The sequence below is a fragment of the Cyclobacteriaceae bacterium genome (genome assembly GCA_030584025.1).
Classification (GTDB): domain Bacteria; phylum Bacteroidota; class Bacteroidia; order Cytophagales; family Cyclobacteriaceae; genus UBA2336.
The window spans coordinates 3,842,108-3,864,246 of record CP129487.1; the positions used below are offsets into that span (position 1 = coordinate 3,842,108).

Consider the following 22,139-nt stretch of genomic DNA (forward strand, 5'->3'; position numbering starts at 1 on the left):
GGATTTCCGCTATGCATTTTTTTCTTTCCGTTAATACTTGAGAAGTTTTCCGTACTCCATCCGGCTTGTACTGCGGTAGCGATAGAAGTACATGCGCTCGCGCAATTGATCAGCGGCCAAAGTCACCTCATATGATTCGCCTCGTTGAACGTATCCCTCATACAACCGCGATACAGCATTTCCGGATTGATCAACCAATTCCAACACAACATATTCATTTGCATCGGCCGTCCAGTTCATATTGAGTTTATCAGCAAATGGATTTGGATAAGCCTGCAAGCTGAATGTTGCCGTTGCTCCTTCAACCGTCAGGTTATCGTAAGCCACGCATAAACCTGCCTTGTATGCTGCCACGGGTTCCCAGTTGTCACAGCCATCGCAGATGGTAAAGGTTACTGTGAATGACTCTGGTTTTTTACCAAAACCATCAATATCATCAACTTTTAATCCGTACACTCCGGTAGTAGGATCTTTGCCAAACTCCATCTTCCAACCTTCGGAGTTCGAGTAATTCTTCACCTTTCCGCAAGGGATAGCAATTGTCCAGTGCGACAAGTCGTAGCGGCAGTTACCGGTTGTGGTAATCGTAGCGGTATACGTCTTGCATGAATTAGTTTCCGAAACTACCACAAGTTGAGTCGAGAAACATTCCTCGCAGCTTTCCGGATTGTCGGAGTCTCCGTCATCATCGTCTTCGCCATCTCCATCATCGTCTCCATCGCCATCGTCTTCACCGTCATCTCCATCATCATTACCATCGTCATCTCCGTCATCATCGCCTGGATCATCCGGATTGTCACTCACTTCACAAGTGGTAACTGTATAGGAACAACTCAACGTACATCCGTCTTTCTCTATAGTTAGTGTAAACGTAGCGGTGCTATTTTCACCACCACTTGTATAGGTAATGGTATTTGAATTTCCTCCTGATGTAATTACCCATGATCCATCGCTGCTCGAAACGGTCCATTGATAGGAGGTGGCGCCTTCAACTGAAGTTGTTAATGTGTTACCATCTGTTGAGCAAAGCACATTATCTGTTGGTTCGGTTATCAGGCAAGCCCAATCCGGTGAAGCCGGTTCAACAGTTACATCAAGTTGTTTGGTGCAACCGTTTTTGTCTGTTATGGTAACCGTATATGTTCCCGGGCTTATACCTGTAATGTCTTGTGTTGTTTCACCATTCGACCAGTTATAGGAATACGGTTGCGTGCCACCGGTTACCGACAAGTCGATGGTAGCGGTACCGTCAGCTCCACAGGTAATGTTTTGCACGCTTGCCGTAGCATTAATGGGCGGAGGTGAAGTGAGTGTGTAGGTAACGGTTCGTGAACAGCCAGTAGCGTCAGTGATGGTGAGTGTATAGGAGCCCGGTCCAAGATCAGACAATTCATTTCCGGTTTCACCAGTTGACCATGAATAGGTGTAAGGGGCAACACCATCAACGGGGGTAACGATAATAGAACCCGTGCTTTCGCCCGCGCATAGCGGAGGTTGTATTTGTGCATTCAACTGAATGGTTTTACGCGATACCGTAATGGTTGTGGTAATCGCACAACCCTTGCTATCGGTAATGGTTACTTTGTACTGACCAGCTGTAAGGTTGCTGAGGTCTTCAGTGGTTGCACCGTTATCCCATACGAATGTGTATGGTGCGGTTCCGCCACCAACATTCAGGTTAATCGCGCCAGAACCATCATCAAGGCAACTGGTTTGCGTAACCGTGAAGCTTAACGTTAATGTGTTGTTCTCGCGCAGGAAAAGAGAAGTGGTGGCCGTACATCCATTTGCGTCTGTTACGGTTACGCTATATGAACCCGTTGCCAGGTTTTGTATGTCTTCTGTTGTTGCTCCATTACTCCATTGGAACGTGTACGGTTCAGCACCACCTGTTACTGTAAGATTAATGGCGCCATCAGCCTTTGTACAAGATGGCAACGTAAGCGAAGTAGTAAGCGTTAGCTTTACACTGTTTTGCAGATTGAACGATTTCGTTGTCTGGCATCCGTTGGCATCGGTTACAACTACTGTGTAAAATCCGGCAGCTATATTTGAAACCAATGAGGTAGTTGCTCCGGTATTCCACTGATATGAATAAGGTTCGTTACCACCCGAAACGGTAAGCGCGATTGCTCCGGTAAAGGAACCACTACACGCAGGTTGAGTGATGCTCTCTTCAACAATAATAGCGTCAGGCTGAGTTAATGTTTCAGAAAGAGTAACAGAACTACCGTTCGCATCCGTTACTTCAACTGAATATTCACCAGCAGGGAGATTTTGTACGGATGCAGGAGTCTGTCCGCCCGACCACAAGTAAGCAAACGGCTCCTGGCCTCCTTCAATCACAACTTCTAGTGTACCATCGTTGCTGTTAAAACAAGTGGGGTTGATTTTAATCAACGATGCTTTTAACTGTGGCTCTTCATCAGCGCACGAATTGGTTACGGTTTGATAGTCGATGCACGTACCGGCTTTGTAGGCAACTTTGGGCTGCCAACAGTCTAGTTGGGATAAGCAGGCCTCGCTGGCGCAGTGGGTAAACGTAACCGTAAAACTTTTTTTGTTGCCTTTACCAAAGCCAGGGATATCATCAATTTTAAATCCGGTTAACCCGGTTTTAGGGTCTTTGCCAAAAACCTGTTTCCAGTTTTCTGAATTGCTGAGGTTTTTAATTTCTCCACACGGAACTTCTACCGTATAGTGCGACAGATCATATCGGCAGCTTCCGTCATGCGAAATTTCAAATTCGTATTCCGTGCAGCCATTGGTATTTTTTTCTGCCCGCACCACTTTGGTGGTGAAGCAGTTGCCGTCACAGTTTCCGCCATCATCCGCCATTGCGGTAATGGAGAAGGTTAAAATCAGCACAGAAACCAACGCGGAGACAAATCCTGAAACTTTCATGGTTTTACAATTAGTAAGGCTAAATACGCCTTCTAAAGGAAAGACACGGATCAGAAGTATCAATTGGCTAAACGCTACGGTGAGTTCCCGATTATACCGACAAACCGCAGTACCGGCTGGTTACAGCCCTAAAGTCAGAAAAGATTATTTTACGTTTTCGAGCAATTTCTTACGTGCAGATTTTACAAACGCACCGTGTGTGAACATCAGGGGCGTATAGAGAAAATACACGAAACCTGAAGTCATTTGGCCAAGACGGGTTTCCCCAAAAACCAAGGCAAATATGGCCGACAGAATGGGCACACTGGCCATTAACAAGTTTGTACGAATGCTGGTGCGGGTATCAAATCGTTCGATTTCATTTAACTCAAGCTCATCTGATCTGTTCAGCGCGTACCGATACATCAATGCAAGCACAAGAAAAATGAAGGCGGCACCAAATCCATAAATAACCATGAGTTGTGTTACGGTTCCGCCCTCCATCATGAGGTTGAACTCATCCCAAATCTCCGTATTGTTTCCGTGACGAAAAATGTATATGAAATTCATGAAGAGGATGACCAGCAACTTTGCCAGAAATTTCAGGGGGTACACATAGAATAATACGATGAAGAGCAGCAGTACATTTAAGAACACGATGTACGAATTTCGAAAACCATAGCGTATGAAAAAGATAAAATGCTCGTACCAGATCAGTGAGATCAATGTAATGCAAATGGCGAATGGAACCAGATCCTTGGTGAAAGCCTGAAGCTGATAAAAAGTAATGGGCGGTGTTGTGGAGATAAGCAACAAGGTTATGGCAAGCGCAAATACGGCATCACTTAACGTTTCAATCCGCGTGGTTTCCTCGCCACGAAACCGGAACTCTTTATTCATGCCGATATAATGATTCTTCAGTACTTCGCGAATCATAGCTCTGGTTTATTTTGATGAGGCGGTGAAATGAATGGTGAGGATTGCTGGTGCAACCGAATGGCTTTACGGGAAAGGATAACCGCAACGATTAATGAGATAAAGGCACCAATCCAAACACCAGGTTTAAAGGAAATGAACAGAAAATAATCGTATGCGCCATGAAATATAGTGGCGATGCCCAGAGCAGCTAGGCTGTATAACATTTCATGACGATGTGTGAACTTGGCCTTGCCAAGCATGTAGCCCATCAAAATAGCAAATGTAGCATGAGCCGGTACAGCTGTAAACATGCGTACAATACCGGTGGCTACACCATATTGAAATACATAAAGCACATTTTCCAACGTGGCAAAACCCATACCTACCATTACGGCATACATGATGCCATCAAAAGGTTCGTTGAAGTTTTTGTTGTAGTAAAGTATAAACCGGATGAAGATGAATTTGCTGAACTCTTCGATGAGCGCAACTTTAAAGAAAGCATTACCAAACTGATGGAGCACGTCATCTTCTTTAAAACTCACCACAAAATCAAGCGGCCAGCTTATGGATAGCGTAACCAACGTGCTCGCACACCCATACATAAAACTGGTAAAGAGCAGACTTACTGGCTCTGGCTCGTGCTTGTCTTTTAAATAAATGTAAACGGCAATGGCAATTCCGGGGGCGAGTGCTAAGGCGAGAAGAATAAGAAAATTCATAAATGATGTTTGGGATTTATTCGGTTATCCTTCAGGCTTAATCGTTTTTATTCCAGCACTTCTTCTACTTCGTCTAGTTTGGCAGTGGTGTATTTACCGCTTGTGGCATAAACGATCTTTCCATCTTTATCCAACACAAAAAAGTAAGGTATATCTTTCTTTTCAAAGTCGAGAGCCTCCTTATAGGTTTTCAATTCTCCTTTATAGAAGAGAATATAGGGCAGCAATTGCGGATCAACGTTCTTCAGGGCTTTGCGTTTGGCTGTGCCTGTGGCGGCCGCATTTACGCCCGTGAACATGGGCACGAAATACACATTTACATCGTAACCGAAACCTTCAAACAAGCCTTTGTTTTTCTGAATGAATTTTTCAAAAACCGGTTGAAACCAGCCGTTCAGTTCATCTTCTGATTTCTTGGAATAGGCCAGTCCGAGTAAGGTGAATTTACCCTGAACATGATCAGGGAGTTTGACTATTTTATCTTCCACGGTTTCGGCCTCCATAGCTGGAAAGAGTTTACCGATAACCTGTGCTGAAACAGAAGTGGCGCCAACCAACACGACAAATAAAAGCAACGTGATTCGTTTCATAGGATTAAAATTACAGAAACAAAATGATTATTGTGGAGTCATTTTTACAATCTGTTAGCAACAAATACGGTGCCGTTCAGGATGGTTTTTGTGGGTTTCTTTGGATAAGAATATGCTGAACTTAACGGAGTTCGAGTGAATTTCCGTAGGGGGCATTATTTCAACTTCGTTGTTCCCCTGCTCACTTCAAGCGTTTTGGTTTTACGTTCACTCAAATTGATTTCGCGCAAGGTCTCCACATAATACCATTCCGATTTTGCACGATCAGGATACAGGGTAAGGAGCAGGTAACCGTGATCAATCCCGTTCACATATTTCAAATGCGGATTGAACTTTTGGTACAATTGCTCACCCAACTTTGCGGTGTCAAGCGGATAAAATTCATCCCAGTTGGATGAAGAGATACTCGGTGTCCCAAACTCAACGGCAAATGCACCCGCAGATGTTTTCGGATTATATTTTTTCAAATCAAACGCCACCACTTCAAATGCCCATGATGCATGTGTATCACCCGTCAGGAAAATTACATCTTGAATTGAATCGTGAATAATGTGATCGGCAATGAAGGTGCGCTCTACAGGATACCCGTTCCAGCTATCTGTACCTTTCGCGTTTGGCCTGAAAGATTCATCAACTACAGAAAAGATCACCTGGTTGCCAATCACCTTCCAGGTGGCGGTTGAATTTTTAAGTTTCGCTAAAAGCCAATCACGTTGCTCTTTACCCAACATGGTGCGTTCAGTATTCCATAATTCCGGATCATCTTTTCCCTCTGCCTGTTTGGTTCTTGCTTCAAGGCGTTCATCCAGCATAATTACATCGGCCAATGTTCCATATGAAAAGGACCGGTAGTGTTTTTCACCTTCGCGGATGGGCAACCACTCGTAATAGGCTTGTTTGGCAACAGCTTTTCGCGTGTTGAAGTCGCCTTCTTCAGGTTGATGATTCTGTGCGCCTTCTGCGTAGGTATCGTTGGCCACTTCGTGATCATCCCAAATGGTAATAAACGGATGCGCGATGCTGATTTTGCGCAAGCCTTCATCCAACCTGTATTGTGAATGTCGTGTGCGGTAATCCTGCAGCGTTACAATTTCGTGCACAGGCAGGTTTATTCGGCCGATGGTGGTATCACCATATTTGCCGGTAGCGTATTCGTAAATGTAATCGCCAAGGTGAAGCACAGCATCAACATCTTTATCAGCAATGTTGGCGTAGGCATTAAAGTATCCGAACTCCCAGTTGCTGCAACTTACTACGGCAAAGGTCAAGCTATCGCGATCACCAGCTGGTGCTGTTTTCGTTCGGCCCGTCATGGATGTTGCGTCCAATGCTTTAAAGCGATAGAAATAATGTTTGTCGGGGGATAGTCCTGTGGCATCAACTTTTACGGTGTAGTCACGATCTGGATTTGTTGTCAGTGTTCCGGAATTAACAAGAGAAGAAAAACTTTCGTCCTCTGCAATTTCCCAGGTTACGTCAATGGAGGGTAGGGAATCTTCTGGCGTGACACGCGTCCATAAAATAACACGGTCGTGTAAGGGATCACCTGATGCAACTCCGTGATAGAAAGGTTTGAGGGATGCATCAAACAAAACCGAAACCGGCTCTGCGAGTGGGGCATATTTTTTTTCACGTTTGGAGCAGGAAATTGCCAGAACTGAAAGGAGGATGATGCAGTATCTCATAATGCGGATAAATTGAAATCAAAACTAATGGTTAAGATTCAAATGCTTATTATCATTTTGTGAAATGATTAATGCATAATTTTGATTTCCTTAACCAACTTGCTATGCATTGGATATACCTGATTATTGCCGGAATATTTGAAGTGGGCTTTACCACCAGCCTGAAAATGAGCAACAACTTTACGGTTACAAAATGGACGGTTGCGTTTTTTGTTTGTATCTCCTTAAGTTTTCACTTTCTGAATGAATCTATAAAAGTGATTCCCATCGGAACGGCTTATGCGGTATGGACGGGCATAGGTGCGGTAGGAACCGCGCTGATCGGTATTTTCTTCTTCCGGGAGTCAGCAGAATTCTGGCGCCTGTTCTTCATCCTCACATTAATCGGCTCCATTATCGGGTTGAAGCTCGTTTCGCCTCATTGAGTCTTCATAAGCAAATAGCCTTCACAATTTTGGATAATGAACTGATTGTTCTCTCTGCGGAAGTAGATGTTATGGAGAGTCAAACGAGAGTTTCCATCCGCGCTTGTTACCGATAGCCTTTCTGGCCGTACCAAAAAATTATTTCTGTTTTCAGATTTTTCCCGGACAAGCGTATCCAGCATTGGCTTTAAATCAAACTCAATCGAAAATGAATCGCGTTTTATGGTAATGGTCGTGTTATTCACTACAGTGGCCACATCACGATCGGAGTTGTATGTTTTGAATGTTAATAAATAATTGTACCCGTGTATTTCAAACGGTTCCTGAATGGTCTCCGCAGAGAAGTATTCATATTGCGTGTAGTCTTCGTCATCGTAATTAAGACCAAGATACTCCCTGATTATTTCCGTACGCTCATATTTTTTGCTGTATCGCGACAATGAATCGGCACCAACCAAAAGGGAGTCGATGTTAACCGACAAAATTTCTCTGAATGGTTCTTTGCCATACCGATCAACCAAAAAGCGAACCATAGCGGCTCCCTCACCGGTTGGTTCACTGGTAGTAATGGGAACAAGTTTATTGTTTACCCACGCTCCACGACTTTCAAAATAATCAATCAGGCGATTCACCTGCGAACGCGCAGAAAGCGATGACGCACTTTGCGGACCGATTACAGCTAACAAGGCCACAATGCATAAGCTCATCGGAATTACCCGGATGTTTTGCTGACGATCGGTGAGAAAATAAATGGTGATGCCCGCCAACCATAAGCTAAGTACAATTAAAATGTAGCGACTTTCCGTAATGCCATATTGATCAACTCGTTGCCACACGGCTAACGCAAGCACAACGATTAACGGAATCAGCAACAGGTAAAACCATTTTGAAAACGTACTGATCCAGCGGTTGCCCTCATCGTACCGTATCGGGTAAACCAACAGAATGGATAAAATGCCATAAACCGCATATCCTAACACCAATGACGACACAATGCCTTTAGGTAACGACCACTCAGCAATCAGTTTGATTTCGTATGCCAGTAAAATAGTGAGGTAAATGGTAGCTAATGGAATAAGGACAAACTGGGTGAAAATCTTTAATCCCTTTGGATAGAGTTGGGTTTCTTCGAGTTCCTTCCAATTATCAGGTACGCCAGCCAGGAAGAATGCGGTGTTGAAAATACCGGCTACAAAAATGAACAGATGTCCGTATGTTTTCTCGTCTACATCCAGGTTAAAAAGCGCATCCGTACTGGCAATGGCAATGGCCAGGCCAGCAAACAAAACTCCGCTGTATAAACCTGAAGTTAAAATCCGGATGAAAAGTAATTTGTTGTACTCCCAAAACCCCTCCACAGATCCCCTGCGGATAAACGGTGCGAACGATACAAGCAGGTGAAAGGCCACTGCAAGAAAGCCAAACCGGAATCCGTTCACCTCTTCATCAATCGGGTTTAGTAAAAAGTAAATACCAACCAGCAGCAGCAGACCAATAAGCTTTACAATAGCTCTGCTTTTTTTAGATAAGTTATGGGCTTCTTCAAAAACGGTTGTGGAGAGCAGCAACACCAATCCAAGGTTGGAGCAAAGGATGATGCGCAAGAGTTGTGTTTCATCTTCATTGTAATCCTGTTCAAGCAGCATCATGGCGCTGATTGTTCCGGTTAGCGTAACCAGCATTTCCAACGGGAAACGTTTGATCACCTGAATAAAGCCTTCGAACAGTTTTTGCAGGGACGGAAGTTTCATGAATGAAAGGTAAGAAAATCAATTGGTTTCCGGGAACGGCAATAAAAAAGCCGCATCGGGTGGATGCGGCTTTCAATTTTATATCGGTTAGTGCTTATGCGTTTTTCCACTTAATAGTACAACCAATGGCTTTGGTTTTGGTTGAAGGAACTTCTTTTGATCCAAGGATCGCATCGATTGCTTCCTCCACATACTTCTTGCTTACACCTGCAGCATCACGGGGAGCATCGTCAATCGCACCGATGTAGGCAACAGAAAACTTTCCTCCATTATTTTTTAACAAGAAAACGTGTGGTGTATTGGTGGCACCAAATGCTTTTGCAACACTTTGAGTTTCGTCAAACAAATATGGGAAATCATATTTTTTGCGCTCAGCCTGTTCAGCCATTTTCTCAAATGAATCACCTGGTGAGATAGCAGGGTCGTTTGGTTGAATGGCTACCACGGGAAATCCTTTGGACGCGTAGTTCTTGTTTAGTTCAAGGATACGCTCATTGTAAGCTTTTGAATACGGACACGTATTGCAATCAAAAATTACAATCACACCTTTGGCCGATGCATAATCGGATAGGGAAACCATTTTACCGTTTACATTTTTCAATTTGAAATCGGCAACGGTATCGCCCACTTCATAGCCGTTCTTCAACGGACTTGCCGCTACAAACAACACGCATGCAACGGCTGCCAACAAACTTTTCATCATCATTTTCATATTGGTTTTTTTGAGGTTGTTACAAAATTTCAGCAATAAGTTTCTCAAGGTCGCCTTCGTGAAGCTCCTTTTCAACAAATTTTCTTTGACCGGTTTTTCCGTTAATGATTATGGTAGCCGGTATGGCCCCCGACCAGCCCTTTTCTATCTGGTTGATCCATACGTTGGGGTCTTTTTCATCCAGAATAATCACCTTGGATTGTAGTTTTTTCCGGTCAACAAAACGATAAACTGTTTCAGGCTTGGGATTCAGGTCCAGGTCGAGACTTACCAGGGTAACTTCCACATCCTTCCGCTCAGCCCCGATCTTTTCGAACAAAGGCATTTCTTTAATGCATGGAGCACACCAGGTAGCCCAGAAGTTAATGATCTTGATATTATCCGTTTCACGGTTAATGTGATCTTGTAATTGCTTCAGCTTCACTATTTCTGCCTGCTGTTGGGCATACAAGCCAATAGGTAGAACAAGACCGAGTATCAATAGTAGCTTTCTCATGAGGTATTTAACTGCTTAATGGCAAAAGTTGTTCCTGTTTTTAGCCTCAAAAACCCCGCGTAGGGTTTCTGGTTGATGGAGCGCAAAATAGCTAAAATTCAAGCACTTAGCAGACTATAAAAGAAGCCGAGAAAAGAATTCCACAAAATGGAGCAGTTATCCACATTACCGCAATATTTCGTGTTAAGTGTCTAATTATTAGTTACTTACGTTGTATAAAATCAATCTATTCTTTGTGGACAACTTTTTTCCATAAGAAAAACCGCCCATGAATTCGGCTGAATTCTAAATCGCAGATATTCAGATTTGTAGCGTAGTATTCAAGGGTGTTTTCGCTATTTTTTGCCCATGAAAAATTCAACAAACAGGGTTTGCCAACTTTTCAACATTGAGGTTCCGGTTATACAAGCGGGTATGATCTGGTGCAGTGGCTGGCGGCTGGCTTCAGCAGTCAGCAATGCCGGAGGATTGGGGCTTATCGGCTCAGGATCTATGTACCCGGAGGTTCTTCAGGAGCATATTCGTAAATGCAAGGCCGCGACCAATAAACCATTTGGAGTAAATGTGCCCTTGCTCTATCCACAGATCGATAAGCTGATGAACATAATTGTGGAGGAAGGAGTGAAGATTGTGTTTACTTCAGCTGGTAACCCCGCAACATGGACCGGCTATCTGAAAGAAAAGGGGATAACTGTAGTGCATGTGGTTTCCAGCGTAAAGTTTGCCAAAAAAGCAGAGCAGGCCGGTGTTGATGCGGTAGTTGCCGAAGGCTTTGAAGCAGGTGGACACAACGGAAGGGAAGAAACCACAACATTTGTGTTGATTCCACTTGTGCGCGAAGCCGTTTCTATTCCGTTGATTGCAGCCGGGGGTATTGCAACCGGCCGCGGCATGCTGGCAGCCGAAGTACTTGGCGCGGATGGCGTTCAAATCGGTAGCCGGTTTGCTGCCAGTGCCGAATCTTCTGCTCATGAAAAATTCAAGCAGGTGATAGTGGATGCCGGTGAAGGCGATACGTTACTCACCATGAAGCAACTTACTCCGGTACGTCTGGTGCGCAATAAATTTTTTCAACAGGTAGTGGAGGCAGAGCAACGTGGGGCAAGTGTGGAAGAAATGAAACAATTACTGGGCAGGGCTCGTGCAAAGAAAGGCATGTTTGAAGGCGACCTGGATGAGGGCGAATTGGAGATCGGTCAGGTGGCAGCTGCCATTCGTGAAGTAAAACCCGCAGCTGAAATTCTTACTGAAATCTGGAATGAGTATCAGACATTGAAAAGAGAACTTTGTCAGCGTTAGTAAGATGAATTTTCTTAAAATTAAAGAGACTTGCTTGTATGTAACCGATCTGGCGCAAGCCAAAACATTTTATGCCGATGTGCTGGAACTACCAATGATCAGTTACCTGGAAGGAAAACATCTGTTTTTTAAAGCGGGATCATCCGTGCTGCTCCTGTTTAATCCGGAAGATTCAAGGTATAAGGTGAGTCCGCCTGCGCATTATGGCGGGGGCAAACAGCATTTTGCATTTGAGGTGGAAGACAAAGACTATGAAAAGGCCAAGGCTTGGATAAAAAGCAAAGGAATAGAAATTACAGAAGAAGTTACCTGGCAGAGCGGGAAGAAGTCGTTTTACTTTGAAGACCCTGCGGGCAATGTATTGGAGATTGTTCCACAAACCGGAATCTGGCCCGATTGACTTAGGCTTTCTGTAAGACCAAATCAGAACTGGCGGTCTCTTTCTGTTTAACGGCCGGTGCTTGTGCTACTGAAGTTTTATACACATCCTGAAACCACTGTGCGTAGGCAGGGTATTGAATGCAGTTTCGTTTGATTTCTCCTTCAATAAGAATATTAATACGTTCGGGATATTGTGGGGAGGATTGCAGCAGTATTTGCTGTTCCTCGGGCAGATCAGTCACACAAACAAATTCAATTCCTCGGTATAAGCTCGGCTTCACAATCATCATTTCCTGAATATCGGGTGCGTAAAAATAGTAACCTTTGCGCACTTAGATCAATTTTTCTCGCTAAGGTTTAACACGTTCTATCGTTAACTTCAGGTTAATTTTTATTTTTTTGTGCTACGATCAGCATGCCCGGATTTTTTGATACACCCATTGAGTTTCTGAAAGGCGTTGGCCCCCAACGATCGGCATTGCTGAACAAGCAACTGAACATTTTCACGTTTGGTGATCTCATTCAGCATTATCCTTTTCGGTATGAAGATCGTACCCGCTTTTATTCCATAAAGGAATTAACCGAAGAAATGCCTTTTGTGCAGGTAAAGGGTAAGGTTACCAAAAAGGAAATTATTGGCGTTGGAGCCCGAAAGAGGCTGGTGGCGTACCTGGTCGATGATACCGGAGAAATGGAGCTGGTGTGGTTTCAAGGCATTAAATGGATGCTGGAGAAAGTTCAGCCCGGTATTGAGTATGTAGCATTCGGTAAGCCCTCAAAATATGGAAAGCGATTTAGCATTGCCCACCCCGAAGTGGAAGTGCTGACAACGAAAAATGAAATGGGTGGATTTTTGCAACCCGTTTATCCGGTAACGGAAACTTTGCGCAAGCGCTACCTCGACAGCAAGGCACTTGTTAAGTTACAACAGGAGTTGTTGGTACTTGCCAAAAACAACATACACGAAACGCTTCCGGAGTCCATCATCAAACGGTTTAAACTGATGGATAAGCGAGCGGCAATGCGGCACATTCATTTCCCCGAAAATCACCAACGCCTTGCGCAAGCACAACAACGATTAAAATTCGAAGAGCTTTTTTATATTCAGTTGCGCTTGCTCAAGTTAAAATTGGTGCGCAAAGAAAAATATCGTGGACAGGCGTTTACCGATGCAGCAGTGCTTACACAATTTTATAACGAGCACTTACCATTTCAACTTACCAACGCGCAAAAGCGTGTGATCAAAGAAATTTATGCCGACATGCGCTCGGGAAAACAAATGAACAGGTTACTGCAAGGCGATGTGGGGAGCGGCAAAACCATAGTGTCATTTGTGTGCATGCTGATTGCGCTGGGCGGAAATGCCCAATGTGCATTGATGGCGCCAACGGAAATTCTGGCACAACAACATTTTAAAACGCTGAGCAAATTTGCCGAGCAGATGCATATCACCATTGCATTGCTTACTGGCTCAACAAAAAAAGCAGCACGGAAGGAAATTCATCAAGGCTTGCGCGAAGGATCGTTACGGATTCTCATCGGCACACATGCACTACTGGAAGAAGAAGTTCAGTTTAAAAACCTGGGCCTTGCCATTATTGATGAACAACATCGGTTTGGTGTAGCACAACGATCCAAACTTTGGAGCAAAAATAAAGATGTGTACCCGCACGTGCTGGTGATGACGGCCACACCTATTCCACGCACGTTAGCGATGACACTGTATGGCGACCTGGATGTTTCGGTGATTGATGAATTACCTTCAGGCAGAAAGCCGATCAAAACTATTCATAAGTATGATTCGCACCGCCTCGAAGTAAATGGATTTTTGAAACAACAAATTAAAGCAGGCAGGCAAGTGTACATTGTGTACCCGCTCATTGAAGAATCAGAAAAACTTGATCTCAAACATTTAATGGACGGTTACGAAAGTATTTGTCGCGCCTTCCCGGATGAGGCTATCAGCATTGTGCATGGAAAAATGAAGCCGGATGCGAAGGAATATGAGATGGCGCGCTTCGCAAAAGGCGAAACCAGCATTATGGTGGCCACTACCGTAATTGAAGTAGGTGTTGATGTGCCCAATGCATCGGTAATGGTGATTGAAAATGCTGAGCGATTCGGACTTTCACAACTGCACCAGTTGCGTGGACGCGTGGGGCGCGGAGCAGAGCAATCGTATTGTATTTTAATGACGAGCTTCAAACTCTCAACCGATTCCAAAAAGCGAATCGAAACCATGGTGCGCACCAACAATGGTTTTGAAATTGCTGAAACCGATCTGCAATTGCGTGGCCCGGGCGATTTGATGGGTACACAGCAAAGTGGCGTGTTGGATTTGTTAATCGCTGACCTGGGTAAAGACACAAAACTGTTACAGGCTGCCCGCGAAACGGCAATCGAAATCCTTGAAAAAGACCCTGATTTAAAGCATTCCGACAATCAGGTAATCCGCGAGCAGGTAGCGCGCATGCGAAAATCGGTAGTTAACTGGAGCCGCATCAGTTAAGCGAGCGGGAATTATTAACTTTGTTTTTCGGCTAGAGTGATGAAAGGTAAGATTCTTGCGTTTTGCTTGGTTAGTTCGCTGTTTGTTTCGGCACAGACAGGCAATTACTTTTTATCGCATTTCATTCCGGGCAAAGAGCACTTCAACAACAATGTTTGCTTTGATATCGCCCAGGACGACCGTGGCTTATTCTATTTTGCCATTCAGGGTGGCGTGCTTCGTTTTGATGGACGAACATGGGATGTCATTCGCACATCAGGTGCGGTGTATGCACTTGAAATTTTTAACAATCAATTGTATGTGGCCGGATCGCGTGGGTTTGGAAAAATTGAGATTGATCCGTTTGGAAATACCCGTTATGTACCGATTTATGAAGAGGCTAATGGCCAGAATATCTTTCAGATGCTTGCCATCAACGATCAGCTTTATTTTTTAGGCGATAGTCATTTTTTTGTATACTCTTCTTCCCGCGATGAAGTGACCCATCTTGCCTCGAACGAAGAAGATGATTGGCTGGGTCTGCATGAAATCTTCGGAAACATTTTTGTAAGCACGGAAAGTCGGGGCATGTTTACGTTGGGAAAAAACTCAATGGTGCCGGCCAGCTTACTGAAAGATACAACCGCACTTGTGTTTGCTGAGCGGCACGAAAATCAGTATTTGTTGGGCACCGCAGACAATCGATTGTTTTTATGTGAAGAGGATATGACGCTTCGCGAGATCACAATAGCAGATGCTGCATATCTATCGGCCAGTGTTTTTGTAAATGCAACTTGGGTAAATAAAGATTTGGTGGCACTTGGTACGTTGCGGGGCGGAGTAGTTTTTATCAATACTGCAACAGGCGCAACGGAAGAGATAATTAATTACAGCACAGGTTTGCCCGACAATGAAATTTACATGTTGGCAAAAGATCGTCATCAACATATCTGGGCAGCACACACATACGGATTTACACGCATTGCTCCGTATTTACCTTTCCGGTCGTACCGCTACTATGCCGGATTGCAAGGAAACCTATTGTGCGCTACCCGTTATAATGATGAAGTGTATGTGGGCACCTCATTAGGTTTATATAAACTCGTTAAAGAGGAGTTCTATGATGAAATAACCTACTATGTTGACATTCCTATCAGATCGAAACGGACAACGCAACAGAAAGCAGAAGAACCTCCGGTAGTTGAAGTAAAGCCTGAACGCAAGGGAGGGTTGTTCGCATTTCTACGAAAAAAGAAACCGGAGGAAGAGGTTGTTAACCAGGCGCCAGCAACGGGCGCACCCTCCGAAGCAGGAGGCGTTACCTATCGGAGAGAGAAGCGAACAAAGCGCATATTGCGATCCTCACATTATTCCTATAAAAAGCTTGAGGGGATTGATGCCAAAGTAACACAGCTTGTTGTCTGGAATGGAAGATTACTATCGGCCGGACTAAACGGAGTAAATGAAATTACCAACGAAAAAATTATTCCCGTACTGGATTATCCCACGCGGTATCTTTATGCATCAGCCGCAGCAGGAAAGGTAATCATCTCTACCTATGATGATAAAATTCATGAATTTGTTTCGGAGGGGAACCAGTGGTTCGAAACACGATTGATCAAAGGCATTGAAGAGCCGATAAATTATGTGTTTGATGAGCCCGGAAAAGCATTTTGGTTGTGCGGTCTGGATCGCGTTTATCGCATAGCTATTGATACAGCACAAGCTATTCAGAATTATTCCGTGCCAAATGCCCGATTTGATCGGATTATCGGAACCAGTGTTGACGGCCAACCCTTGGTTGTTACCTCTTCCGGATTTTTCAACCTCAACACTTCCGGGTCAGCACTTGTTGCCATCGACTCGTTGCCACAACCAGAGGTATATTTCACTGAATCAAATAGGGTGTGGTTTAATGATGATCATGGCTGGTTTGTGTTGGGTGAATCAAATCAAAATGCGGGAGTAGATTTGTTGAATTTGTTTGCAGAAATACGTTTTGTTTCTGTCGATCGTTCATCTGATAATCTTTGGATCATTACCGGAAACAATGAGTTGCTTCAATTCGACACCAAGAAACTTCAACCGTATGAAACTTCTTTTCCATTATTTCTTCGAAGTATGGAGCAAGAAAATATTGAGATCAGAAAAAATAAACTTCGGATTGATCAGGAAAATAGTGCCTTGCATTTCACAGTAGTAAAGCCCGATTACATTGGGGCGCGATCTATTGAGTACCGGTATTTTCTTGAGGGACTGAATCCAACCTGGACGGAATGGTCAGCAAGCAATAACCAGATTGATATACCTTATTTGCCAACCGGTGAGTACGCATTAAAGGTTCAGGCTAAAGATATTTTCGGCCGGATAACAGAACTGGATCCGGTGCTTATGGAGGTTCTTCCTCCGTATTGGAAGCGTTCATGGTTTTATGCACTTGAGTTTGTGATTTTTGCAACGTTGGTGATACTCTCATTCAGACTAAGCAACCGGTTTCGCTATGTCAGCATGGTTTTATCCTTGCTTTCCATCATCATTCTCATCGAGTTTATTCAAACGGCAGCAGGCTCAACGTTTGTTACCGATAGTAGTCCGGTGGTTGAGTTTCTTGTGCAGGTCGGAATTGCATTCCTGATTCTTCCGGCAGAATTGTTTTTGCGAAAATTCATGCTTCGGTCTATCGATAAACGAGGGGGCTATGCACAAGCTGAGGAAACCGAAACCGAAAAAGAACCTGAACCAGCCGCAGTGGAAACCAAATCTTCTGCTTCTACGGAGGAAACCGTCTGAATCGCACTTCTCCGGATTTTTCATTAAATTAAGCTTTCTTCAACAGTGATTGGACTGAACCGTTTCGTGTGCGCAGTAAGAAAATCGATACTAAACCTATCCCGGGAAGCCTATCGGCAAGCCGCTACAAGGCGCTGCTTGAGCACGCCTATGATGGTGTGGTGTTGTATGATGGCCAGGGCGTAGTTCAGTTTGCCAGCGCATCGGTAAAAAGGGTTGGCGGGTTTACGCCCTTTGATCTTATCGGAAAAAAAGGAGATCACTTTATTCACCCTTCCGAGCGAGAAGCTGCCCGCGATGCTTTTCGTAAAGTTTTACTGAGCCATGGAAAAAGCATTTCACTAACGCAACGCTTTATTACTAAAAAGGGGACCTACATCTGGTGTGAGTATACGTTAACCAATCTTTTGCATAACCCTGAGGTTCGTGGCATCGTTTCCAATTTTCGAAATGTACATGATCGGGTGGATGCGATCAATCGGGCTACAGAATCGCAGCGATTGTTCAGCCTGCTAAGTGAAAATATTTCTGATGGAATCTTTCTCGGCATTCCCCGAAAGAAATTCCAATACGTCAATAATTCGTTTTTAAAAATCACCGGCTATCCTTCTCTGCAAGACCTGAATAGCATTAAGCCTCACCAGCTTTTTGCTGAGCGAAAGGCCTGGAACAGAATAAGTCGATTGAAAGCCCCGAGTAGTATAAAAAGTCTAGAAGCGCTTTTTAGAAGAAAGAATGGAGAGATATTCTGGGGCCTGATCAGCCTATCAGTATTTAAGGATGTAAATGGAGGAAATCTGTTTGTGGGTTCGGTCAGGGATATTTCCAAACAGAAAGAAGCAGAATCAAATTTGCTGGCCACACAGCATTTACTCAGCAGCATAAACCTGAACATTGCTGAAGGTATTTATCGCAACATTCCGGGAAAGCAATTTGATTATGCGAACCGGGCATTTCTCAAAATGTTTGGCTTTCACTCGCTTGAAGAGTTGAATAAGATTAAACCCCGCCAGCTTTATGCGGATCGTAAACATTATGAAAAAGTAAGGATGTTGATGGCAAGAGATGGTCAGGTTCAAAATGTGGAGGCGCTTTTCAGGAAAGTGAATGGAGAAACATTTTGGGGTTCCGTCTCCAGCATTCAAATCACGGAGAAAAGAGGCAAAAGAAAAATTATTGATGGAGCCATTCGTGACATAACACAGCAGAAAGAGTCGGAAATGAAGCTGCAGGAGTCGCAGACCTTTCTTAGCAATGTGATGAACACGGTGGCCGCACCCATTTTTGTTAAGGACAAGAACCACCGGTGGATCATGTTCAACGAAGCCTTTTGTTCCTTCATGAACCGATCAGCGAAAGATCTGCAAGGAAAAACCGACAAAGACTTTCTTCCGGCAAAGGAGTATAAGGTTTTCTGGAAAGTAGACAATGAAGTGTTGCGTACAGGGGCAGTGGTACTTAATCGCGAAACGGTAACCACCAAGCGCGGCAACACACGAAACCTCCTTACATTCAAATCGCGGTACGTTAACGACAAAGGTGAGCGTTTTGTGATCGGGTTTATTATGGATGTTACCGAAATCCAAAAAGTTGAAGATGAAATCCTGAAACTTAACGCCAACCTGCGCGGCATAATGGAGAGCACGCGCGAGTCCATTTATGCGTTAGATCGCAACTACTGTTACACGGCATTTAATCGCAATCATGCGCGCATGGCTCGATTGCTATATGGTGCAGAAATTAAAGTTGGCGACAATAACCTGGAGTACATTAAGGGAACTGCCGAGGAGAAGTGGTTGGTTTTGGAGTTGCGGAAGGCTATGAAAGGTGAAAATCACATTTCGCTTCACCAGGTAAATCACTCACGATATAAGAACCGGTGGATCCAGACCACTTACAACCCGATTTTCAACAAACAAGGCAAAGTAGATGGTGTGGCGGTATTCGTACGCGACATCACCGAGATGATGGATACGCAACAAGCACTGAGCCACTCAAACGCCACACTTCAAGGCGTACTGCAAAGTACTACTGATCGGATTATTGCACTTGATGACAAGCTAAATTACGTGTTGTTTAATGAGAGTCATGTGCAGAACATAAAGCGTATTGCTGGAACTGAAATTCGGCCAGGCGATAGTTTTATAAAAAATCTTCCGAAGCCAATTGTGCAAAAGGCGTTGCCACATTTGAAGCGGGCATTAAAGGGTAAGCCTGTACTGATTGAGCTGGGAATGAGAGAAACATTTGTTGAAGCTTTAATCAACCCCATAAGGGATAATACAAATAAGATAATCGGGATAACACTTTTTGTTCGCGATATAACACAGCGCAAACGAACAGAGCAAAAACTGCGGGTGCTTAACGAAACCTTGGTTCAACAAAATCAGCAACTGGCAGCCCAGGAGGAGGAATTGAAAGCAACCCTGGAAGAGCTTTCGGAACGCAACTTTGAGTTGGATCAGATCATGTATAAAACATCGCATGATCTACGTTCACCGCTTAGCTCCATTTTGGGTTTGGTAAACCTGGCCAGGATGGATTCGGAAGCAAGCCATAAAATTTATATTGAAAAGATTGAAGGGCGTATAAAGAAACTTGATGAGTTTATTAAATCCATGCTCAATTACGCGCGCGTTAGCCGTGATGAAGCAGGATATGAAGTAGTAAACCTTGAAGTTGTGGTTCAGGAATGTATTCAGGAGCTGGAGTACCTCGATAATTTTTCGGCCGTACAGGTTATCAGCAATTTCGTTGGATTGGATATCCCCTTCGTCAGCGACCCTGTCCGCATCAAAATTATAATCGGTAATATTATTTCAAATGCATACAAATATTATAATCCTAATGTCAGGAGCACGTTGCGCATTACGGCAAATGTTACTCCTCAGCAAGCAATTATAGTCATTAAAGACAACGGTATTGGAATTCGTGAAGAGCACGCTTCCCGGATATTCGATATGTTTTACAGGGCTACAGAGAACTCGCAGGGGTCAGGGTTGGGTATGTACATTGTGAAACAGGGAGTTGAAAAATTGAAAGGCACAATTTCAGTAAAAAGTAAATTCGAAAAAGGCACATCCATTACACTGACTTTACCTAATCATGTAAAGAAGCAAAAAGAAAAATCGTAACACAGCGCAGAACCTTGTCACTTATTTCTTTACTTTAATCCATGAAAACCTCACCCGATTTTAATACCCTTCCACCCTTTTATAGAAACTATGTTTCGTTTGTGGAGCAACAAGAGCTGTTGCCTGCATTGAAGGCTTCTGCCGAAGCTGCTCAAAACCTGATTAAGGGAATTCCTGAAGAGCGGGGAGTGTATCGTTATGCCGATGGGAAATGGAGCATCAAGGAATTAATCTGCCATATGATGGATGCCGAACGGATTTTTGCCTATCGGGCACTAAGGTTTGCCCGCAATGACCATACTCCGTTGGCAGGATTTGAAGAGAATGACTATGCACCGCAAGCTAATGCGCATGCCCGTACGCTGGAGCAGCTTGCTCGCGAAATGCAAAACCTAAGGGCAACAACAATCGACTTATTCGCCAGCTTCACTCCGGAAATGTTGCAGCGCACCGGCACAGCCAACAATAGCCTGATTTCGGTTGTCAACATCGGCTACATCATAGCCGGACATGAAGCACACCATTGTTCCATTTTAAAACAACGCTATCTTAATCCTGCATGAAGTATTTCAATTTTATTATGCTGGCTGTGCTGATTGTACAGGCGGCCTGTTCTCCGGTTTCTACACCAAAGCTTACCAAGCAGTTCCAGGAAATCGAATCGAAGTTTCAGGACAATACGGGCTTTGTGCTCTATGATCCGCAAGAGCAGAAAACCATCTTCTCGTATAATGGTGACCGGTACTTCATTCCGGCATCTAACACAAAAATCTTCACCTTGTTTGCTTCCCTTAACCTGTTGGGTGATTCCATACCTGCGCTGCAATATGTGGTGCAAGGTGACTCACTAATTTTTTCCGGAACGGGCGATCCTTCTTTTTTATACAATGATGTTTTTGGAAATAGTCGCGCCTATGAATTTTTAAAGAACAGTGGAAAGGATTTGTATTATGCGGGGGGTAATTTTCACACCACACCATTAGGCCGGGGTTGGGCGTGGAATGATTACCAATATTCCTACTCGCCCGAGCGTTCAGCATTTCCCATGTTTGGCAACATGTACACCGTTACCCAACCAACGGCTTCCGGCATTCGTGTGAACCCGCCTTATTTCAAGAAATATTTTTGGTTGGCAGACAGCGCCATGCGTGCGTCAAGCTTCGTGCGCGAAATCGGATCTAACCGAACTGATTTTTATCCGGGTCGTGTAGCGGTTGATGGACGGCAATGGAGGGTTCCGTTCAGAACCGGTGATTTGGTTACAGCCGACTTATTGTCGGATACCTTAAAACAACCTGTGTATTTAACAAACACCCGACTATCAGCTACCAATCGTAAATTGTTTTACAGCACGCCTGCCGACAGTGTCTACAAAGTGATGATGCAGGCGAGCGATAATTTTTTGGCCGAGCAATTACTGTTGGTATGCTCATGGGTGTTAAGCGATTCACTCAGGCCGGAAATCGCCATTCGCCATGTAAAAGAGAATTACCTGAAGGATTTACCGGATAATCCGGTTTGGCTGGATGGTTCTGGTCTGTCGCGCAACAATTTATTTACACCACGAAGCGTGGTGAAGCTGTGGGAGAAATTGTACGCCAGTGTAGACCGCGATCGGTTGTTTCCGTTGCTGGCCATTGGCGGCAAAGCCGGAACGATAAGAAATTATTATAAGAATGATCCGCCTTACATTTATGGTAAAACCGGCACGTTGAGTAACAATCATATTTTAAGCGGTTATCTGATAACCAAAAAAGGTCGTACCCTCATTTTCAGTTACATGAATGGCAATTACACGGTGCCGGCAAGTGAGGTGCGGGCCGAGATGGAAAAAGTTTTAAAACAAATACACGACAACTTTTAAG

General features: G+C 44.1%; 17 protein-coding genes. 8 read left to right on the forward strand and 9 right to left on the reverse strand.

The window, feature by feature from the left end:
- Positions 1–30: 30 nt before the first annotated feature.
- From QY309_17450 to QY309_17470, 5 genes are all read right to left on the reverse strand, one after another.
- Positions 31–2,904, reverse strand: coding sequence for a hypothetical protein (locus QY309_17450; GenBank protein ID WKZ59632.1), 2,874 nt, complete (start codon positions 2,902–2,904; stop codon positions 31–33).
- Positions 2,905–3,048: 144 nt separating this feature from the next.
- Complete coding sequence (locus QY309_17455) at positions 3,049–3,819, reverse strand: TMEM175 family protein (protein ID WKZ59633.1); 771 nt, start codon at positions 3,817–3,819, stop codon at positions 3,049–3,051.
- Positions 3,816–4,523: a PrsW family glutamic-type intramembrane protease gene (locus QY309_17460; protein WKZ59634.1), complete on the reverse strand. Its 708-nt coding sequence runs from the start codon at positions 4,521–4,523 to the stop codon at positions 3,816–3,818. The genes QY309_17455 and QY309_17460 overlap by 4 nt, the downstream gene beginning before the upstream one ends.
- Before the next feature lie 47 nt (positions 4,524–4,570).
- The gene (locus QY309_17465; GenBank protein WKZ59635.1) at positions 4,571–5,113 is read right to left on the reverse strand and encodes a hypothetical protein; all 543 of its coding nucleotides are present in this window, start codon (positions 5,111–5,113) and stop codon (positions 4,571–4,573) included.
- 155 nt (positions 5,114–5,268) lie between these two features.
- Positions 5,269–6,798 (reverse strand): alkaline phosphatase D family protein, encoded by a 1,530-nt coding sequence (locus QY309_17470; protein WKZ59636.1) that lies wholly within the window; start codon positions 6,796–6,798, stop codon positions 5,269–5,271.
- 104 nt (positions 6,799–6,902) lie between these two features.
- On the opposite strand from QY309_17470, the gene QY309_17475 reads away from it, so the two are divergent.
- Positions 6,903–7,223, forward strand: a complete 321-nt coding sequence (locus QY309_17475; protein ID WKZ59637.1) for a multidrug efflux SMR transporter — start codon at positions 6,903–6,905, stop codon at positions 7,221–7,223.
- On the opposite strand, the gene QY309_17480 is transcribed toward QY309_17475, so the two are convergent.
- From QY309_17480 to QY309_17490, 3 genes are all read right to left on the reverse strand, one after another.
- The gene (locus QY309_17480) at positions 7,217–8,974 is read right to left on the reverse strand and encodes a DUF4153 domain-containing protein (protein ID WKZ59638.1); all 1,758 of its coding nucleotides are present in this window, start codon (positions 8,972–8,974) and stop codon (positions 7,217–7,219) included. The two genes, QY309_17475 and QY309_17480, sit on opposite strands and share 7 nt — an antisense overlap.
- A gap of 94 nt (positions 8,975–9,068) precedes the next feature.
- Positions 9,069–9,677, reverse strand: a complete 609-nt coding sequence (locus QY309_17485; GenBank protein ID WKZ61721.1) for a thioredoxin family protein — start codon at positions 9,675–9,677, stop codon at positions 9,069–9,071.
- A gap of 28 nt (positions 9,678–9,705) precedes the next feature.
- Entirely contained in the window at positions 9,706–10,182 is a 477-nt protein-coding gene (locus QY309_17490) for a TlpA disulfide reductase family protein (protein ID WKZ59639.1), read from the reverse strand.
- Positions 10,183–10,530: 348 nt separating this feature from the next.
- Between QY309_17490 and QY309_17495 the strand changes: the two genes are divergently transcribed.
- Both QY309_17495 and QY309_17500 read left to right on the forward strand, forming a co-directional pair.
- Entirely contained in the window at positions 10,531–11,481 is a 951-nt protein-coding gene (locus QY309_17495; protein ID WKZ59640.1) for a nitronate monooxygenase, read from the forward strand.
- A 4-nt stretch (positions 11,482–11,485) separates the two neighbouring features.
- Positions 11,486–11,881: a VOC family protein gene (locus tag QY309_17500; protein WKZ59641.1), complete on the forward strand. Its 396-nt coding sequence runs from the start codon at positions 11,486–11,488 to the stop codon at positions 11,879–11,881.
- 1 nt (position 11,882) lies between these two features.
- Here QY309_17500 and QY309_17505 read toward each other — a convergent pair whose 3' ends face one another.
- The gene (locus QY309_17505) at positions 11,883–12,194 is read right to left on the reverse strand and encodes a hypothetical protein (protein WKZ59642.1); all 312 of its coding nucleotides are present in this window, start codon (positions 12,192–12,194) and stop codon (positions 11,883–11,885) included.
- 83 nt (positions 12,195–12,277) lie between these two features.
- Between QY309_17505 and recG the strand changes: the two genes are divergently transcribed.
- From recG to QY309_17530, 5 genes are all read left to right on the forward strand, one after another.
- Positions 12,278–14,371, forward strand: a complete 2,094-nt coding sequence (recG, locus tag QY309_17510; GenBank protein ID WKZ59643.1) for an ATP-dependent DNA helicase RecG — start codon at positions 12,278–12,280, stop codon at positions 14,369–14,371.
- A 39-nt stretch (positions 14,372–14,410) separates the two neighbouring features.
- A complete protein-coding gene (locus tag QY309_17515; protein WKZ59644.1) occupies positions 14,411–17,140 on the forward strand; it encodes a triple tyrosine motif-containing protein in 2,730 nt (909 codons plus the stop codon).
- A 68-nt stretch (positions 17,141–17,208) separates the two neighbouring features.
- On the forward strand, positions 17,209–20,274 hold the full coding sequence (locus QY309_17520) for a PAS domain S-box protein (GenBank protein ID WKZ59645.1): 3,066 nt from the start codon (positions 17,209–17,211) through the stop codon (positions 20,272–20,274).
- A 41-nt stretch (positions 20,275–20,315) separates the two neighbouring features.
- Positions 20,316–20,837, forward strand: a complete 522-nt coding sequence (locus QY309_17525) for a DinB family protein (GenBank protein ID WKZ59646.1) — start codon at positions 20,316–20,318, stop codon at positions 20,835–20,837.
- Positions 20,834–22,138: a D-alanyl-D-alanine carboxypeptidase gene (locus QY309_17530; GenBank protein ID WKZ59647.1), complete on the forward strand. Its 1,305-nt coding sequence runs from the start codon at positions 20,834–20,836 to the stop codon at positions 22,136–22,138. The genes QY309_17525 and QY309_17530 overlap by 4 nt, the downstream gene beginning before the upstream one ends.
- The last annotated feature ends 1 nt before the right edge of the window (position 22,139 follow it).

What these genes read in the sequence shown, in the direction of transcription:
- QY309_17530 (WKZ59647.1), top strand. Translation starts at nt 20,834, where the DNA reads ATGAAGTATTTCAATTTTATTATGCTGGCTGTGCTGATTGTACAGGCG.
- QY309_17515 (WKZ59644.1), top strand. Translation starts at nt 14,411, where the DNA reads ATGAAAGGTAAGATTCTTGCGTTTTGCTTGGTTAGTTCGCTGTTTGTT.
- QY309_17500 (WKZ59641.1), top strand. Translation starts at nt 11,486, where the DNA reads ATGAATTTTCTTAAAATTAAAGAGACTTGCTTGTATGTAACCGATCTG.
- QY309_17465 (WKZ59635.1), bottom strand. Translation starts at nt 5,113, where the DNA reads ATGAAACGAATCACGTTGCTTTTATTTGTCGTGTTGGTTGGCGCCACT.
- QY309_17450 (WKZ59632.1), bottom strand. Translation starts at nt 2,904, where the DNA reads ATGAAAGTTTCAGGATTTGTCTCCGCGTTGGTTTCTGTGCTGATTTTA.
- QY309_17485 (WKZ61721.1), bottom strand. Translation starts at nt 9,677, where the DNA reads ATGATGAAAAGTTTGTTGGCAGCCGTTGCATGCGTGTTGTTTGTAGCG.
- QY309_17525 (WKZ59646.1), top strand. Translation starts at nt 20,316, where the DNA reads ATGAAAACCTCACCCGATTTTAATACCCTTCCACCCTTTTATAGAAAC.
- QY309_17460 (WKZ59634.1), bottom strand. Translation starts at nt 4,523, where the DNA reads ATGAATTTTCTTATTCTTCTCGCCTTAGCACTCGCCCCCGGAATTGCC.
- QY309_17475 (WKZ59637.1), top strand. Translation starts at nt 6,903, where the DNA reads ATGCATTGGATATACCTGATTATTGCCGGAATATTTGAAGTGGGCTTT.
- QY309_17495 (WKZ59640.1), top strand. Translation starts at nt 10,531, where the DNA reads ATGAAAAATTCAACAAACAGGGTTTGCCAACTTTTCAACATTGAGGTT.
- QY309_17490 (WKZ59639.1), bottom strand. Translation starts at nt 10,182, where the DNA reads ATGAGAAAGCTACTATTGATACTCGGTCTTGTTCTACCTATTGGCTTG.
- QY309_17480 (WKZ59638.1), bottom strand. Translation starts at nt 8,974, where the DNA reads ATGAAACTTCCGTCCCTGCAAAAACTGTTCGAAGGCTTTATTCAGGTG.
- QY309_17455 (WKZ59633.1), bottom strand. Translation starts at nt 3,819, where the DNA reads ATGATTCGCGAAGTACTGAAGAATCATTATATCGGCATGAATAAAGAG.
- recG (WKZ59643.1), top strand. Translation starts at nt 12,278, where the DNA reads ATGCCCGGATTTTTTGATACACCCATTGAGTTTCTGAAAGGCGTTGGC.
- QY309_17470 (WKZ59636.1), bottom strand. Translation starts at nt 6,798, where the DNA reads ATGAGATACTGCATCATCCTCCTTTCAGTTCTGGCAATTTCCTGCTCC.